We start from the raw sequence: 16,647 nt of genomic DNA on the forward strand, positions 1-16,647 counted from the left end.
CATTCCAAGAATTCTTTGACCGGTTGTCGAATGAGCGGGAAGAAAATGTGTCTTACTATAATTAATCACCCCTAACCGAATCGTTAAATAGAGGGATTCATTAAGGATAACATTTAACAGAGACTTATTCGAGCTTTTTATTCATTTATTGGATAGATTGTTGGGAATGTTCGTGAAAAGACCAAAAACAAGCAAAAATCCGAACGTTTGAAATTATCATCTAACAAAAATTAATAAAACGGTGGAGAGCCTTGCTTCTTGCAGGTAGAGTGGGGGTGTACTAATTAAAGAAAGGATATTGTGTATGACGAGACGCTTTTCTATTTCTACTCAAAATTCTCAGATCAGTGTTACCAACGATCAGAATCACGTCGGTGGTATGGTTGGGGTCTGGAATGTTCAAAATGCGAGTCAAATCATTCATACCATGCTCTACGCCTTACAGCATCGAGGGCAAGATAGTTGTGGGATTACAACGGTTAATCAGGATGAATTATTGGGATATCGAGGAGTCGGCCTATTGAATGAAGTCTTTGATGATCGGAATAAAGTTGAGTGTCTCCTGGGAGATTCGGGTATGGGCTGTGTGTCCTCATTGGATCCTGTTGAGCTTAGAACGCTTCGTGGGTTACAACCCTTGATCTTTCAACATGAGGATCAAAACATCAGCTTAATTCATAGCGGTAACATTACTAATGCCCAAAGTTTAAGACGAGGCCTTGAAAGGCAAGGGGCAGTCTTTCATTCCAATTCAGATGGGGAGTTATTATTTCATTTGATGCGTCATAGTGGGCAAGCTTCGATCGAGGGTCAGTTTAAGGCTGCTTTAAAGCAGTTTACCGGGGCTTTTAACGTGATCCTTATGACCAACGAGCAGTTATTTGCGGCGGTGGATCAACACAGTATTCATCCCTTGGTAGTAGGAAAGCTAGCTGAAGCAGGCTATGTGATTGCCAGTGAGACCTGTGCTTTAGATGTGATTGGGGCAGACTTCCAAGCGGATACCTTACCAGGACATTATTGGATCATTGACCGAGAGGGAGCACGGCAAGTTGCTTATCAAGCCAGCGACTCACTGGCGATCGAATCCTTTGAGTTTATCTATTATTCTCGGCCAGATTCCCAGATTCATGGCATTAATGTCCATCGTGCTCGCAAAAATATGGGAATTCGATTAGCCCATGAATGTCCAGCACCTAAGGATTCAATTGTAGTAGGAATTCCTAATTCTTCCTTGTCTGCCGCAATGGGTTACGCTGAAGCGAGTGGCTTACCTTATGAGATGGGCTTAATCAAGAATCAATATATTGGTCGCACCTTTATTGCTCCTACTCAAGATGAACGTGAAAGCAAGGTCAGGACGAAGCTATCAGCCGTTAAGGGGATTGTTCAAGATCAATCGGTGGTCCTTATCGATGATTCCCTTGTTCGTGGGACGACCATGATTTATATCGTTAAGTTGCTTAAGGAAGCAGGTGCGCGTGAAGTGCATGTGCGGATTGCTTGTCCACCGATTCTATTTCCCAATTATTATGGGGTCAATACGAATGATAATAAGGAATTGATGGCAGCTAACTACTCAATTGAAGCCATGCGACAAATCTTAGTCTGTGATAGCTTGAATTTTTTATCGTTAGAGGGTTTGGTGGAAAGCATTGGACTCGGTCAAGAAGGGCAAGGAACGGGCTTAAACTTAAATTCCTTTGACGGGGTCTATCCAACGCCTTTAAGTGATTATCAAGCTGCTTTTGAAGCAGCACTAACCGACAGACAAATACAGTATTTTAAGGAAAGGAATGAAGGGCATGGATGTGAATAATAAAGCTTATCAAGCAGCAGGGGTCGATGTGGAACGGGGTTATGAATCGGTTCGGCGGATTAGGTCGCATATTGCTCGAACGCATCGATTAGGAGTGATGGGAGGCTTAGGTGGATTTGGCGGTTTATTTAAACCCAATTTTGCTCAGTACAAGAATCCTGTATTGGTGAGTGGTACGGATGGTGTCGGAACAAAAATTATTTTGGCCCAGCAAGCAGAAAAACGAGATACGATTGGTATTGATTGTGTCGCCATGTGTGTCAATGATGTGTTGGCACTTGGCGCAGAGCCCCTCTTTTTCTTAGATTATTTGGCAATGGGCTACAATGATCCTCAAGTCAGTGAAGAGCTTGTAGCTGGAATTGCTGAAGGTTGTGTTCAAGCGGGAGCGGCTCTGATTGGTGGTGAGACAGCTGAAATGCCTGATCTTTATAGTAAAGAAGAATTTGATTTAGCAGGATTTTGTGTGGGTGCAGTGGAAGAAGACCAAATGATTGATGGCAGTCAAATAAAAGAAGGTGACATTCTAGTTGGTATTCCTAGTAGTGGGATTCATTCCAATGGCTACTCATTAGTACGTAAGATCTTCTTTAAGGATCATCATTATGCTTTTGATCATCAATTATCAGATGGCAGTTCTCTGATTGATTGCCTGTTGGAACCAACGCGTATCTACGTTAAAGAGGTCCTCCCTTTAGTTAAGAAGAACTTAGTAAAAGGCATGGCTCATATCACAGGGGGCGGATTCTATGAGAATTTGCCTCGGATTTCAGAAGCGGACTTAGGCTTTGAAGTGGATTATGCTAAGTTTCCAACTTTCCCTATTTTTCAAGAAATGCAGGACTTAGCCAAGCTATCCACCCCTCAAATGCTGGCCGTATTCAATATGGGAATTGGCATGGTCTTAGCGGTCGCCCCAGATAAGGCGGATCAAGTTGTCCAACAGATCGAAGATGCTCGTATTATTGGCCGGGTAACGGCACCAACAGCGGATAAGATTGTATGGCGAGGTATCCATGAATAATTCAAAATGCCATCTCATGTTAATGGCTTCCGGGACAGGAAGTAACGTTCAAGCCTTGATTGATGCTGTTAATCACGGTCAAATCCAGGCCGAGATTGTGGGCGTGATTAGTGACCAGCCCCAAGCGCCCGTTATCCAAAAAGCCCAAGCAGCTGGAATTGATTCCTTTATCAGCCAGCCAAAGGACTATATATCGCGCAAGGAATGGGAACAATCGATCCTAGACTTCTGTCAAGCACGCTCGAGTGATCTCATTCTATTAGCTGGTTTTATGCGAATCTTAAGTGCAGACTTTCTTCGGCATTATCCTCAACAAGTCGTTAATATCCATCCCAGCTTGTTGCCAGCTTTTCCTGGTAGGCAAGGGATCAAGGATGCCTACGACTATGGGGTGAAGATAACGGGGGTAACGATTCATTATGTGGATGACGGTATAGATACGGGACCCATTATCGCTCAAGAAAGTCTTAAGATTGATCCGAATTGGGATCTGGCACAATTGGAGTCTCATATTCATCAGATCGAACATCAGCTGTATCCAGCAACTATTGAGAAATTAATCCAAGAAAAACTTATCTAGGAAGGAGTCGATAACGTGGCAAAAGAATATGCCTTAATCAGTGTTTCAGATAAAAGAAAAGTGGAAGAAATCGCTCAAGCCTTGGTCGATCAAGGCGTTCAAATCATTTCAACGGGAGGGACCTATGACTACTTAAAGAAAAATCATATTCCAGTCATTTCGATTGAAGCGATTACTGATTTTCCTGAAGTTATGGATGGACGGGTCAAGACCTTGCACCCCTTAATCTTTGGGGGAATCTTGGGTATGCGTCAAAATCCAGCTCACCAAGCGGTCTTTGATCAGTTTGACATGCCGGTCATTAATTATGTTGTCGTCAATCTCTATCCCTTTCAACAAACGATTCAAAAGGCTGACACACAGCTTAAGGAAGCCATCGAACAAATCGATATTGGTGGGCCTTCACTGTTGCGGGCTGCTGCTAAGAACCATCAGGATGTGACCGTTGTAACAGATGTGTCTGATTATTCAGTTGTCATTGAGCAATTAAAGGCACAACAACATACGGATCTCGACTTAAGAAGAGAGCTGGCCAAGAAGGTCTTTCAATATACAGCCCATTATGATGCGACCATTGCGGCATACTTGGACAAAGAATTTAATGAGGGAGAACCGCTCACTCAAGCTTGGGACCACTTAACTTTAAGCTATGATCAAGGACAGGCTCTTCGTTATGGGGAGAACAGTCATCAATCGGCGACCTTTTATCGGTCTAGTCAGGCACCCGATTATTCCCTAGCCAAGGCGGAACAATTACATGGAGCAGCGCTCTCCTACAATAATATTCGAGATGCCGATGCCGGGTTGAAAATTCTGGCTGAATTTAAGGAAGCCTGTGCGGTGGCTGTAAAGCATATGAACCCTTGTGGTGTGGCGATCGGCCAAACGATTGAAGAAGCCTTTGACCGGTGTTATCAAGCAGATTCGGTCTCTATTTTTGGGGGCATTTTATTATTGAATCGACCAGTCACTCAAACCTTGGCCGAACGACTAGCAGATCTATTTTTAGATATTATTATTGCGCCTGCTTATGATTTAGAGGCGTTAAGTTTGTTAAATAAAAAGAAAAATCGTCGCTTATTACAAATTAAGATGGATCAAGTGCAACCGCAAGAAGATGAATATACCTCGGTGGTGGGTGGTTTACTCGTTCAAAGCCCGGATATGAGTCAAGAATTGCCGCTTGAGGCACCTGAACAGCTGCCTCCGGGTTGGGAAATGATGACCGATATCCAAGCCTCACCAGACCAGCTTCGAGCTTTAAATTTTGCCATGAAGGTTGTCAAGCATGTCAAGAGTAATGCCATTGTGGTAACGAATGATTATATGACCTTAGGGATCGGAGCCGGTCAGATGAATCGTGTTCAATCCGCTCAGATTGCACTAAACCAAGCCCAAGATCATCCGGAAGAATTGCGTCATCTATTCGTTCTAGCCAGTGATGCCTTCCTGCCCATGGATGACACTGTCCGTGTGGCTCATCAATTCGGGGTTCAAGCGATTGTGCAGCCTGGCGGTTCAATTCGCGATCAGGACTCGGTCGATTATTGTAATAAATATCAACTTCCAATGGTTAAGACAGGGATTCGTCACTTTAGACATTAATGAAAGAGGAGGGATTCAATGGCAAATGTACTAGTCATCGGTTCTGGTGGACGTGAGCATGCGTTAGCTTATCAATTTGCTTTAAGTCAGCAGGTTAACAAAGTCTTTGTGGCACCTGGGAATCCAGGAATGCCACTCAGTCATCCCAAAATTCACTGTGTTGATATTCCAGTGAATGAGATAGCGTCTTTATGTCAATTTGCCCAAGAAGAGGCGGTCGACTTAAGTTTTGTGGGGCCAGAAGCAGCCCTTGCGGCTGGGGTGGTTGATTTGTTCAGGGCGGAGGGGTTACAGATTGTGGGGCCTAGCCGCCAAGCCAGTCAATTGGAGACTTCTAAAGAGTTTGCTAAAAAAATTATGGAGGCAGCAGGCATTCCAACGGCTAAGTATCAAGTCTTTGAACAAGACCAGTTGGATCGGGCGATCAGCTATGCAAAGAAGCTAGACTATCCGATTGTGATCAAAGAAGACGGCTTAGCTGCTGGCAAGGGTGTTCAGATTGTGTCGGACTATCAGACCGCCCAAGAAGTGATTCCTAGCTCACTGGCTAAAGGGAAAATTTTGCTGGAAGAATTCCTAGAAGGGAATGAGTTTTCTTATTTCGCCTTAGTCAATCATCAACAGGTCATTCCATTAACTAGTGCTTGTGATTATAAGCGAGACCAAGATGAGGACCAAGGGGTTAATACAGGGGGTATGGGTGCTTTCTCCCCAGTCAATTGGGTAGATTCAAAGATGGAGACCGTCATTCTTGAAGACATTGTTGCTCCTTTAGCTGAAGAGATGTGTCGCCAAGGAATCCCCTATACGGGCGTTTTATATGTCGGAGGAATGGTCACTCGCGAAGGCATTAAAGTGATTGAATTTAATGCTCGATTTGGTGATCCAGAAACGCAGGTGATTCTTCCACGTATTCAGACTGATTTTTATGATCTTTGTATGGCCCATCTCCATCAAGAGCCTATTGAGGTTGAATTTGACGCCAGAATGTCATTAGGAGTGGTCATCGCTGCCAAGAACTACCCCTATGAATCAGCTAAAGGACTGGATGTCAGTGATTTTAAGTCAAGTGATTTGATGCAAGTTTATTATGCAGGAGTTGGTCAAGAAGGAGAACGCCTATTGAGTGCTGGTGGACGGATTCTACTGGTTCAAAGTATGGCAGAAAATAGTGAGCTTTTACGAGATCGAATCTATAACTATATCGATCAACGATCGAATCCTCAATTGAAATACCGTAAGGACATTGGATTAAATCGAGAAAGAAGGGAGTACTAAAGAATGAAAGATAAAGCACTTGTCTCTGTTGTAATGGGAAGTGATTCAGATTGGGAACAAATGAAACCCTGTTGTCAGCTCTTAGATCAATTAGGAATTCCCTATGATAAAGCGGTCGTCTCTGCTCATCGGATGCCGGATGAGATGATGCAGCATGCTAAAACGGCCCAACAAAAAGGCTATCAAGTTATTATCGCAGGTGCCGGTGGAGCCGCCCATCTTCCGGGGATGCTTGCTTCACAGACCCTTTTACCCGTAATTGGTGTGCCGATTAAGACCTCCACGTTAAATGGCATGGATTCCTTGTTGTCCATTGTACAAATGCCTGCAGGGGTTCCTGTTGCCACCATGGCAATTGGCGTGGCTGGAAGTAAGAATGCTGCCTTGACAGCGGCTCGAATAGTGGGGTTACAGGAGAAGGCGATTTTAGAAAATCTAACCGCCTATATGGAAGAGCAACATCAAAAGGCCTTAAAAGGAAGTGACCGACTTGAATAATCGCGTCATCTTACCCGGTCAGACAATAGGGATTATCGGAGGCGGTCAATTGGGCAAGATGATGGCCCAATCCGCTCAAAAGATGGGCTACCGTGTTCATGTTTATGATCCAAGCGAAGCAGCCTGTGCTTTTAATGTGGCTCATCAGTCGATGGTCGGCTCCTTTTCTGATCGTGATCAACTAGTGCGTTTTGCACAATCGGTCGATGTGTTAACCTATGAATTTGAAAATGTTAATAGTCAGCTTTTGCAAGAATTGGACCAGCAAAGCTATTTTCCTCAGGGGAGTCAATTTTTAAGCATTACACAAAATCGGTTGAAAGAAAAAGACTGGCTAAATGATTGCCAGATTACAACCGTTGGATATCGGTCTGTTAAAAGTATAGCGGATATCGAAAAAGCTATCGATCAACTGGGTTACCCTTTGATCATCAAGACCAATCGGTTTGGCTACGATGGTAAGGGGCAGATTGTTCTAAAAGATGCGTCTAGTCTAAGGGATAATCAGGCGGACTTGCAATCTCTCTTGGAAGATCAAACATGCATTGCCGAGGCTTATTGCGACTTTGATTATGAAGCATCCATCATGATTAGTCGCAACCCTAAAGGACAGATTGAAGCTTTTCCAGTTAGTATCAATCAACACCGACATGGTATTTTATATGCGAGTTTAGTGACTAATCAAGTGCCCGCATCGGTTGAGGATAAAATTAAGGGATTTGCTCAACGGATCGCAGAACAAGCACAACTGGTAGGGGTCTTGGGGATTGAATTCTTTGTGACTAAGGATCAAGAAGTGTTGGTGAATGAACTGGCACCCCGGCCGCATAATTCGGGTCATTATAGTATTGAGGCTTGTAATGTTTCACAATATGATCAACACATATTAGCCATTACTGGACGGGACTTGATTACGGTTCGCTTATTACAGCCAAGCATAATGATTAATATTCTAGGCCAGCACATGGAAGACTTATCCAAGGCGCTGGCAGCCTTCCCGCAGGCGATCTTTCACTTATATGGTAAGTCGCCAGCTAAGGTTCAACGTAAGATGGGTCACTTCACATTGGGGGCAAAAAGCAGTCAGGAGCTATTTCAATTGATTCAGACAAGTCATTTTTTAGCCGATTGGAAAGAAAAAATATAGAAGGAGCAAGCAATGAAACGAATCTATCAGGGCAAAACAAAAGATGTATATGAGCTTGATGCATCCACCTACCGTCTCCAGTTCAAAGATGACGTCACTGGTCGAGATGGGGTCTTTGATCCGGGAGCGAATGAAGTGGGACTCACTATGGATGGAATAGGTCGTAAAAACTTGGAAATGTCGGTATTCTTTTTCGAAAAATTGAAGGCAATGCAGCTTCCAACGCATTATTTGACCGCTGATTTAAGCAAAAACACAATGGATGTTACACCGGTAAAAGCTTTTGGGGATGGCTTAGAAGTGATCACGCGTTATCGGGCGGTAGGGTCTTTCTATCGACGTTACGGCAAGTACATAGAGGAAGGGGCTCCTCTTGACCAATTGATTGAAATTACCCTGAAGGATGACCAGCGTCAAGATCCTTTGATCAATGAACAAGCCTTAATCGCCTTAAAGTTATTAACTCAAGCACAGTATGATGAGATCATCGCTTTGAATCGCCAAATTGCCGATGTAATCCGTAAGGAATTATTAGACCATGACTTGGAACTTTATGATCTGAAGTTAGAGTTTGGCTTGGATAGCCAAGGGGAGATTTTATTAATTGACGAGATTTCTGGAGGGAATATGCGGGTTTATCGCTCAGCCACTTCAGAATATGTGGAACCGATGGAATTGGTTGGATTAATCACACAATAAGGGGGAGCTTATTTTGACATATATTATCGTCGATCGCGGTCAAGATCAATTTTTGGCAAAAGAAATAAAAAACTTCTTGAAGATTCATTCTGCAAAAGAAGTTAGAAGATGGGATGTTTTTGAGACAGAAGCTCAAGCAATCGTTGATCATGCGTCACAGCTTTTTGATCACTATCAAATCAGTGATCAGTTGGATCAATTTGACCCAAGTCAATCTTTTAGATACCGTCTTGTCCTAGGACAATTTAATCAAACGTTAGATAGTACCTTATCGATCATTCATCATCAGTTTGCCCTTCAAGGAGACTTAAAACATTCCACGATAATCGTGGCAAAAGGGGTCAATGAGCTTGAATTACAAACGATTAAAGAATACTTTATCAATGAGATAGAATATGAATTATTGCCTTTTGGCCCTGTATCTTGGGATATGGGACGGTCTGATTTCAAGAATTTAGCCAAGATCGAAGGATTTAGAGCCTTCACAGATTCTCAGTTGGAGGAATTATTAGCAGACTTGGCCATGGACTTAGAAGATCTTCGTATGGTTCAAGAGTACTTCATCGAAGAAGGGGTTGATCCAACTTACTTCCAAATTCAGGTCATCGATACCTACTGGTCAGATCATTGTCGCCATACGACATTCTTCACTGAGTTAGATGAGGTGGAGGTTTTAGACGGGGATTATCAAGCAGAAATCCAAGCTACTTTAGCGGATTATCAAGCCAATCGTCAAAGCTTATATAGCGACGGACGTCCGATGACCTTAATGAGTCTAGCAACCATTAATGCTAAGTTAGCTAAGCGTAAAGGTTGGCTTACCAACCAGGATGAATCGGATGAAGTCAATGCCTGTGCTGTTCGGGTTGATGTAGATGTTGATGGCGAAGCAGAAGACTATCTCCTCTACTTTAAAAATGAAACCCATAACCATCCCACTGAGATTGAACCTTATGGAGGAGCAGCGACTTGCATCGGTGGAGGCATTCGGGACCCGCTTTCTGGTCGTAGTTACGTTCATCAGGCATTGCGGATTACCGGGGCTGGCAATCCTTTAACCGACTATGACGATACCCTTGAGAATAAGTTGCCTCAATGTGTGATCACTCAAAAAGCAGCCCAAGGATATAGTGATTATGGGAATGATATCGGTCAAACAGCAGGCTATCTTCGGGAATATTACGATGATGGCTTTGTGGCTAAACGCATGGAATTAGGGGCTTTAGTGGCTGCTGCACCGGTAGATTCGGTCGTTCGTGAAAAACCAATGCCGGGAGATCGGATTATCCTTCTTGGCGGTGAAACTGGACGTGATGGCGTTGGTGCCGCTGTGGGAAGTTCTAAAGTGCAAACAGAAGACTCCTTGCAAGCCCAAGGAGCGGAGGTCCAAAAAGGTAATCCTTTTATTGAACGTAAGATCATTCGCCTCTTCCGTCAACCGGAAGCAACCCGCTTAATTATTAAGTGTAATGACTTTGGAGCAGGGGGTGTATCGGTAGCCATTGGAGAACTAGCGGATGGTTTACGGATTGATTTAAATCAAGTTCCGGTCAAATACCTAGGTCTTGACCCAAGTGAAATAGCGCTATCTGAATCTCAAGAGCGGATGGCAGTCGTTGTTCGCGAGAAAGACGTAGAAGCCTTTATACAATTGGCTAATGCAGAAGATCTTGATGCGGTCGTGGTGGCAGAAGTTACCGAAGATCGCTATATGGTGATGGACTATAATGGAGAAGAAGTCTTACGACTCAGCCGTGACTTTTTGAATACGAATGGAAGTCCAAAACATGCTAAGGTCAAAATTGCCGCTTCAAGTATCCAATCGGTATTAGAAGAAGGCAAATCATTGCCGGATCAACTGCAAAGTATTCATGGAGCTTCTCAAAAAGCCCTCATTCAGAACTTTGATAGCACGATTGGAAAAGGAACGCTATTGGCACCTTTAGGTGGTAGATATCAATTGACACCTCAATTAGGAATGGCGGCTTTAATGCCAGTCCTAGAAGGTCATACGACCACCGCTTCGGTGATGGCACCTGCTTATTATCCAAAAATGGCTAAACAATCTCCTTTCCATGCAGGTTATTTTGCCGTATTGAACGCTATTGCTCGAGTGGTTGCATTAGGGGTCAATCCATCGGACGTCTATCTCACCATGCAAGAGTATTTTGAACGCCTTGAAGCAGACCCGATTCGTTGGGGCAAGCCGACTGGGGCCTTATTAGGAGCCTATAAAGCGATGAAACAGACTCAGTCTGCCGCCTTAGGTGGTAAAGATAGTATGAGTGGCACTTATGAGGGCTTAAATGTTCCACCAAGTGTGATTAGTATTGCCGTTGGAATTAGCCATTGTGATCATATTGTATCCAGAGAATTAAAACAAACCGACTCCAAGCTCTGGTTGTTAACTCCAGACTTAGATGAGGGGGATGTTTATAAAGAAGAAGTAGTAAGAGAACTTTTGGAATCCGTAAGCCAATTGGTTCAATCCGGTCAAGCCCGTGCTATTTCAACGCTGGATGATCAGACTGTGGAACATAATCTTGTGGAAATGGCCTTGGGTAATCAGATCGGAGTAAGCTTAGATCCGGCCTACCTGGGTCAAAAATATCCATTAGCCTTTATCGTTGAGACCGATTCATCAACGACAATTCCTGGAGGCCACTTGATCGGTTCTACTCAAGCCAACCAAGACTTCGTTGCCGATCAACGCTATTCTTTAGCAGAATTAGAAAGACTCTATACTCAACCGTTAGCGGATGTCTTTACTGAGATTGAATTGATGGATCAACCGCTTGACTTGGATCAAGTGGCGCCTTTCTCATCGCTAGAACCGATTCAAAGTTCATTAAAAGTACTTATTCCAGTGATGACGGGAACGAATGGTGAGTATGACTTATATCAAAGCTTTAAGGAATACACCGACCAGGTTGATTTTTATGTGATTAAAGAATCGATCGATTATGCCCAATCTATCAAGGAACTTAAAGCTAAATTAGCCGACTATGATATTTTGGCACTGCCGGATGGAATGATTCAGGGAAACCAGACTGAATTTGGTAAGAGTGTCGAATTGTTATTACAAGATTTAGGGGAAGAATTGGAACGATTTATCAAGGATCATTATGTTTTAGGCATTGGTGCTTCTTTTGCCGGCTTGATCCGCAGTGGCTTGATTGAATTTAGCCGTCTTCAAGTAGGCACTCAGATTCGCATCCAAAAGAACCCTTATGATAAGACCATTAATGAGATTGTTCCAGCGACAGTGATTCGTCCGTCGATCTATGCCGGTGTGGGGCAATACCATACGGCTCTCGCCTCAAAATGGCTAGCGATTGACTGTGATGATTCCTTAGAATCGCAGGTTATTAGTCGCTTTAACCGTTTCTTAGCAGGACATTCCGCCATTGATGCGATGATGGATTCAACCGGCCATGTCTTTGGAAGTATTGGAAACTTTGAACGCTTCAGTCATAAAGGCCTAGTCAATCAAACCGTTCATCAAGCACCATTTATTCAGGGATTAGTTCAAGCGATTGAAGGCGAAAGAAAGTAGCAAGAGGGTACTCTCTTAATAAAATTCCCCTGAATTAACAGGATAATAACAAGAGACTGTGATCCGTCAATCGCAGTCTCTTTTTCTTTAAAAATCATTGGATGATAGCAGCCTGTTAGAGATGCTGTAAAAAGGCTGGTGAGTGATTGCTTGGCTGAGTCGAAGGGCGTATTCTATAAAGGAGCAAGAATGGATGAAAGGAGAACGGATCCGTGAATATCCGTCAAGTAGACGAAGCGATCCGCTTGATCCCCTATTATCGGAATGACGCTGTTTCACTGGCTTGGTATCAAGATATTGAGATCTGTCGGCAAGTGGACAATCAGGATGAGCCTTATGACCTCGATCAATTACACCGTATGTATGATTATCTCTGTTCCAATGGTCATTGTTATTACATTGAGTATCAAGGAAGCTTGGTAGGAGACGTGTCCTTGTGTGAGGATGGGGAAGTGGCGATTGTTATATGCAAGGACTATCAAAATCAAGGCATTGGACGGCGCTGTATTCAAGCGATGATCCAATTAGCCACTGAGCAAGGCTTGTCAGCGGTTAAAGCTAGGATTTATATCTTTAATCAGCACAGCCGGCACTTATTTGAAAGTCTGGGATTTATTAAAATCGCTGAAGAATGGTATCAATTAGACCTACCGGCTTAAAGAGGGTAGGTTTTTTAGATTAAATCAAGTATTGAAAAAGTGGGTGAGTAAAAACTATTATCTTAATATAATAATTTTTCAATACAAAATAGCCAAGCCTTTGGACTTTTAACTCCAGATGGCTTGGCTTTTACGTTTACCGTCCTACCGCTCTTTTACGAGCTTGACGATTTCCTTAAAGTGGGGGTGCTTGGCATCCGCTAACAAGCGATAGATAAAGCTTTCGCTAGAGATTATAGAAGCTCCGTCATGTCTAAGTTGTTGTAAGGCCCATTCATGTTCTTGCAATGACCGTGCTGTGACGGCATCTCGGATCAGGTGAATTTCTAATTGAGGGTAGCCATCTAATAATTGGTGGGCCGTCTGTTCGACGCAGATGGAAGTCTCCATGCCGATCAGGACAATATGTTGGATGGCGTCATCGATCTGGTCTAATACTTGAGGGAGGCAAGCGTTGAACTGGGTCTTCGCATAGCAGGGGGCGGCTTTTAAGTAGGGGATCAAGTCTGCATGTGTGGGACCTAATCCTTTGGGGTATTGTTCGGTGACGACGGTCTTAACAGGTAGATAGCTTAAGGCTTTAAGTAAGAATTGAGTGTTTGCTAGATAGCGGTCGGCTTCTGGCATGGTGGCGACTAATTTTTCCTGGATATCAATGACGATCAGCAGGGTATTATCACAAGTCATAGGGATCATAGCGAGACTCCTTTCGATGAATCCAATTTTCTTTATTATATCAAGTCAGGATAGGGATTCAATGGGAAAGATCAGAGGACGAATGACCAAATAGACCGTAAGATTTTTGAAATTTATTAGGATCGAAGATTTTCAATTGAGATATTATTCCTTAGCATAATCTCCTTAAAAAGCCTACTAGGACTTGTTATGAGAACCAAAATCAACTATCTTAAAGGAGCGAAGATATGGATTAAGCTTATTCTATCACTCAAAAGAAGGGGAGGATTAAAGATGAATAATCAAGGAAACAATCAGGATGACCCTAAGATTATATATATGCTGTCGGGTTTAGGTTGTGATCGGTCCAATATAGAAGCCTTAGAAAAGGCATTGACCGCTCTCGCTAATTATCAGATTAAGTATCTGAACTTGCCGGGTCAGTTTGATCATCGGGATATAAAAATACAAGATAAAGCCGCCCTTGGGCAGTGGTTAGAAAGTCAAATTCCTCCTCGCTCAATGATTATGGGCTATTCATTGGGGGCGGATTTATTACTTGACCATGTCGATCGTTTAAGTCCAGATCGAATGATTATTCTAGATGGTGCTATTATCACTCAGGACTTTATGAATACGAGTATTGAAGAGGAATTGGCATTTACTAGACAATATATTAGAGCCAACCAGCTAGATATGGACAGTGACACCATTTCAACCCTGTTGCAGATAAAGTTCAATGCGGATTGCGATCTTTTTGATCGAGCCCTTCAAGTACCGACGCTTCTTTTACTTGCAGATTCACCTGAAGCTTTATTAGATTATAAGCGAGCAAAAGTGGAGTGCCACCGCCATCAAACGATGATAAAATCGCATTTTATCGCCAATACCAGTCATGATTTTCATACGGAACGACCGAAAGAGATCGCAAAGGCTATCCATGATTTTCTAAGTAGTGACGTCTAGCAAACCTTTTACAAGAAGCCATCAGTTTTTCGAGTCAATGAATCCCGTCAAGACGCATTTTGAGCATATTTTGCGACAGCTTGTGAAAAAAGGACTATAATGGAATTATCCTATAAGAAAGGCTTGTGATAAGATGTCAAATTATGAAAAAGTCTATTCAACCACGGCATGGAATACCGGCGGTCGAGATGGTCGTAGTTATCTAACAGATGGCAGTCAAAGTCTTAAAATTGCGACACCTAAGGCTTTGGGAGGTAGTGATGAAGGAACCAATCCGGAAGAGCTCTTCGCTTTAGGTTATTCTGCTTGCTTCCACAGTGCCCTTGAAGTGGTTAAAGGCCAACATCAAGTGAAGGGTGCTTCGCAAGTGAAGCAAGAAATCGATCTTTATAAGAAATCGGATGCAGCCGACTTCCGTTTGGGAACAGTGATTCAAGTTGCTATTGAAGGCTTAGACTTAGACCAAGTTCAAAAATTGGCCGAAGAAGCCCATACCGTTTGTCCTTATTCCAAGGCTACTCAAGGAAATATTGACGTGAAGATCGAAGCCATCGATTATGACCCCGAAGTAAAATAAAATAATTCGTGGAATTTCCACATTCACCAGCTTGACCCGTGATGGAAAAGCTGGTTTTATTTTTTTATCGTTAACCCTTGACCCTTACCTTAGGTCATAGTTTATGCTTAAGTCATGGAAAGGAGGTTTACCGTGAAAACCGTTAAAGAAGTCAGTCAAATAGCCGGAGTAACCGTGCGTACCCTGCAATACTATGACAAGATCGGACTCTTAAAGCCCAGCGATTATTCCGATGCGGGCTATCGTTTATACAGCGCAGCCGATTTGAGAACTTTGCAGACCATTCTACTATTTCGAGAATTGGAATTCCCCTTAAAAGAAATCAAGTCGATGATGACGAGCCCCGGATTTGATCAGCAATTAGCACTCGATCAACAAATTCAATGTTTAATACTCAAGAAAGAACGCTTAGCGAATTTAATTGAGTTCGCCCAAAAATTAAAAACTCTAGGAGGTCATGAAATGGATTTTTCAGCATTTGATACTAAGAAGTTAGACGACTACCGCCAACAAGCCAAAGAAAAGTGGGGAGAGACGGCCGAATATAAAGAATTTGAAGCCAAGGATCAAAAAAGAAGTGGGGAAGAAAGTCAATTGATTAATCAACAATTAATGTTGATCTTTGCCGAATTTGGTAAGATTAAAGCCGGTCCCTTTGATGGACAAGAAGCACAAGCTCTGGTTAAAAAATTGCAAGATTTTATTAGTCAACATTACTACCAATGTAGCAATGAAATATTAGCTGGTCTTGGTAAGATGTACGCAGCGGGTGGAGAATTCACCCAAAATATCGATGAGTTTGCTGGAGCGGGAACAGCTGTGTTTGTCGACCAGGCCATTGACTATTATTGCCGATAGGACTATTCTAAGGGTATAAGAAGCGCTTTCGGTTAAAAGCTATATCCAGGTGCTTCAATACTCTGAGAGGGGATGAGATTATGCTTCAGACTTATCGACCTAAGTTAGAAGATTTATGGTTTATGAAGCAGCTGTTGGCAGATCCTGAGACTATGGCTTTTAATCATGCTTATGGGGGGACGATTGATTTTTCCGAGGATAAGTGGCCAGATTGGTATCGTCGTTGGATTGAAGATCCACAAGATAAGCGTTACTATCGCTATCTTCAAACCGAATCGGGTGATTTTGTAGGAGAAATTGCCTATCATTATGATGAGGATCAAGCCATTTATCTTTCCAATCTAAAGATCTATGCGCCTTATCGAAGAAGGGGCTATGGAAGGGCTGGTTTGGCCTTACTTTGTGAACGGGCCAAGTCGCATGGAATTGAGGCTCTCTATGATAATATTGCCATTGATAATCCTTCGGTCTCCCTATTTTTAAAGCAGGGATTTGTCGAGCTCTTCCGCAACGAAGCAGTCATTATGGTTAAAAAACAACTGATCTAATTTCTAAAAGGACAAGGGGCCTATCTAGGGCATGCTTGTCCTTTTTTGTTAGTGATTTATGACTAGTTTCAAGGCGGAGAGACTGCTATAATGAATGAAGAAAGCGTCACCATAATTGACGTAGGATTGTTGTTGAATGATTCAATGAATGAGGAGGG

At 42.9% G+C, this 16,647-nt stretch carries 15 protein-coding genes; 14 read left to right on the forward strand and 1 reads right to left on the reverse strand.

Annotated elements, in window-relative coordinates; translation table 11 throughout:
• The first annotated feature begins 304 nt into the window (after positions 1-304).
• The 10 genes from purF to HMPREF2758_RS05185 all read left to right on the forward strand — a co-directional run bounded on the left by purF (position 305) and on the right by HMPREF2758_RS05185 (position 12,865).
• Complete coding sequence (gene purF, locus HMPREF2758_RS05140) at positions 305-1,819, forward strand: amidophosphoribosyltransferase (RefSeq protein ID WP_070609476.1); 1,515 nt, start codon at positions 305-307, stop codon at positions 1,817-1,819.
• The gene (gene purM, locus HMPREF2758_RS05145) at positions 1,806-2,843 is read left to right on the forward strand and encodes a phosphoribosylformylglycinamidine cyclo-ligase (protein ID WP_070609477.1); all 1,038 of its coding nucleotides are present in this window, start codon (positions 1,806-1,808) and stop codon (positions 2,841-2,843) included. Before purF ends, purM begins: the two co-directional genes overlap by 14 nt.
• Positions 2,836-3,423, forward strand: a complete 588-nt coding sequence (purN, locus tag HMPREF2758_RS05150) for a phosphoribosylglycinamide formyltransferase (RefSeq protein WP_070609478.1) — start codon at positions 2,836-2,838, stop codon at positions 3,421-3,423. The genes purM and purN overlap by 8 nt, the downstream gene beginning before the upstream one ends.
• A gap of 15 nt (positions 3,424-3,438) precedes the next feature.
• Positions 3,439-5,028 (forward strand): bifunctional phosphoribosylaminoimidazolecarboxamide formyltransferase/IMP cyclohydrolase, encoded by a 1,590-nt coding sequence (gene purH / locus HMPREF2758_RS05155; RefSeq protein ID WP_006908885.1) that lies wholly within the window; start codon positions 3,439-3,441, stop codon positions 5,026-5,028.
• A gap of 18 nt (positions 5,029-5,046) precedes the next feature.
• The gene (purD, locus tag HMPREF2758_RS05160) at positions 5,047-6,306 is read left to right on the forward strand and encodes a phosphoribosylamine--glycine ligase (protein WP_070609479.1); all 1,260 of its coding nucleotides are present in this window, start codon (positions 5,047-5,049) and stop codon (positions 6,304-6,306) included.
• A gap of 3 nt (positions 6,307-6,309) precedes the next feature.
• Positions 6,310-6,804, forward strand: a complete 495-nt coding sequence (purE, locus tag HMPREF2758_RS05165; RefSeq protein WP_070609480.1) for a 5-(carboxyamino)imidazole ribonucleotide mutase — start codon at positions 6,310-6,312, stop codon at positions 6,802-6,804.
• Entirely contained in the window at positions 6,788-7,951 is a 1,164-nt protein-coding gene (purK, locus tag HMPREF2758_RS05170; RefSeq protein ID WP_246823259.1) for a 5-(carboxyamino)imidazole ribonucleotide synthase, read from the forward strand. Before purE ends, purK begins: the two co-directional genes overlap by 17 nt.
• Positions 7,952-7,963: 12 nt before the next feature.
• Positions 7,964-8,650 (forward strand): phosphoribosylaminoimidazolesuccinocarboxamide synthase, encoded by a 687-nt coding sequence (locus HMPREF2758_RS05175; RefSeq protein WP_070609482.1) that lies wholly within the window; start codon positions 7,964-7,966, stop codon positions 8,648-8,650.
• A 13-nt stretch (positions 8,651-8,663) separates the two neighbouring features.
• A complete protein-coding gene (locus HMPREF2758_RS05180; RefSeq protein ID WP_070609483.1) occupies positions 8,664-12,206 on the forward strand; it encodes a phosphoribosylformylglycinamidine synthase subunit PurQ in 3,543 nt (1,180 codons plus the stop codon).
• 212 nt (positions 12,207-12,418) lie between these two features.
• On the forward strand, positions 12,419-12,865 hold the full coding sequence (locus tag HMPREF2758_RS05185; RefSeq protein WP_070609484.1) for a GNAT family N-acetyltransferase: 447 nt from the start codon (positions 12,419-12,421) through the stop codon (positions 12,863-12,865).
• A 144-nt stretch (positions 12,866-13,009) separates the two neighbouring features.
• Here HMPREF2758_RS05185 and HMPREF2758_RS05190 read toward each other — a convergent pair whose 3' ends face one another.
• Positions 13,010-13,561, reverse strand: a complete 552-nt coding sequence (locus tag HMPREF2758_RS05190) for an isochorismatase family protein (protein WP_070609485.1) — start codon at positions 13,559-13,561, stop codon at positions 13,010-13,012.
• Positions 13,562-13,834: 273 nt separating this feature from the next.
• On the opposite strand from HMPREF2758_RS05190, the gene HMPREF2758_RS05195 reads away from it, so the two are divergent.
• From HMPREF2758_RS05195 to HMPREF2758_RS05210, 4 genes are all read left to right on the forward strand, one after another.
• Positions 13,835-14,506, forward strand: coding sequence for an alpha/beta fold hydrolase (locus HMPREF2758_RS05195; RefSeq protein ID WP_070609486.1), 672 nt, complete (start codon positions 13,835-13,837; stop codon positions 14,504-14,506).
• Between the two features lie 133 nt (positions 14,507-14,639).
• Entirely contained in the window at positions 14,640-15,083 is a 444-nt protein-coding gene (locus HMPREF2758_RS05200; RefSeq protein ID WP_070609487.1) for an organic hydroperoxide resistance protein, read from the forward strand.
• Positions 15,084-15,215: 132 nt separating this feature from the next.
• Positions 15,216-15,941: a MerR family transcriptional regulator gene (locus HMPREF2758_RS05205; protein WP_070609488.1), complete on the forward strand. Its 726-nt coding sequence runs from the start codon at positions 15,216-15,218 to the stop codon at positions 15,939-15,941.
• A gap of 80 nt (positions 15,942-16,021) precedes the next feature.
• Entirely contained in the window at positions 16,022-16,489 is a 468-nt protein-coding gene (locus HMPREF2758_RS05210; protein WP_070609489.1) for a GNAT family N-acetyltransferase, read from the forward strand.
• Positions 16,490-16,647 lie beyond the last annotated feature (158 nt).

It is taken from the genome of Facklamia sp. HMSC062C11 (assembly GCF_001810675.1).
In the GTDB taxonomy this organism is placed as follows: Bacteria; Bacillota; Bacilli; order Lactobacillales; family Aerococcaceae; genus Facklamia; species Facklamia hominis.

Coding starts and splice junctions, on each gene's coding strand:
- HMPREF2758_RS05190 (WP_070609485.1), bottom strand. CDS start 13,561: ATGATCCCTATGACTTGTGATAATACCCTGCTGATCGTCATTGATATC.
- HMPREF2758_RS05175 (WP_070609482.1), top strand. CDS start 7,964: ATGAAACGAATCTATCAGGGCAAAACAAAAGATGTATATGAGCTTGAT.
- HMPREF2758_RS05195 (WP_070609486.1), top strand. CDS start 13,835: ATGAATAATCAAGGAAACAATCAGGATGACCCTAAGATTATATATATG.
- HMPREF2758_RS05210 (WP_070609489.1), top strand. CDS start 16,022: ATGCTTCAGACTTATCGACCTAAGTTAGAAGATTTATGGTTTATGAAG.
- purF (WP_070609476.1), top strand. CDS start 305: ATGACGAGACGCTTTTCTATTTCTACTCAAAATTCTCAGATCAGTGTT.
- purM (WP_070609477.1), top strand. CDS start 1,806: ATGGATGTGAATAATAAAGCTTATCAAGCAGCAGGGGTCGATGTGGAA.
- purD (WP_070609479.1), top strand. CDS start 5,047: ATGGCAAATGTACTAGTCATCGGTTCTGGTGGACGTGAGCATGCGTTA.
- purE (WP_070609480.1), top strand. CDS start 6,310: ATGAAAGATAAAGCACTTGTCTCTGTTGTAATGGGAAGTGATTCAGAT.
- HMPREF2758_RS05200 (WP_070609487.1), top strand. CDS start 14,640: ATGTCAAATTATGAAAAAGTCTATTCAACCACGGCATGGAATACCGGC.
- purN (WP_070609478.1), top strand. CDS start 2,836: ATGAATAATTCAAAATGCCATCTCATGTTAATGGCTTCCGGGACAGGA.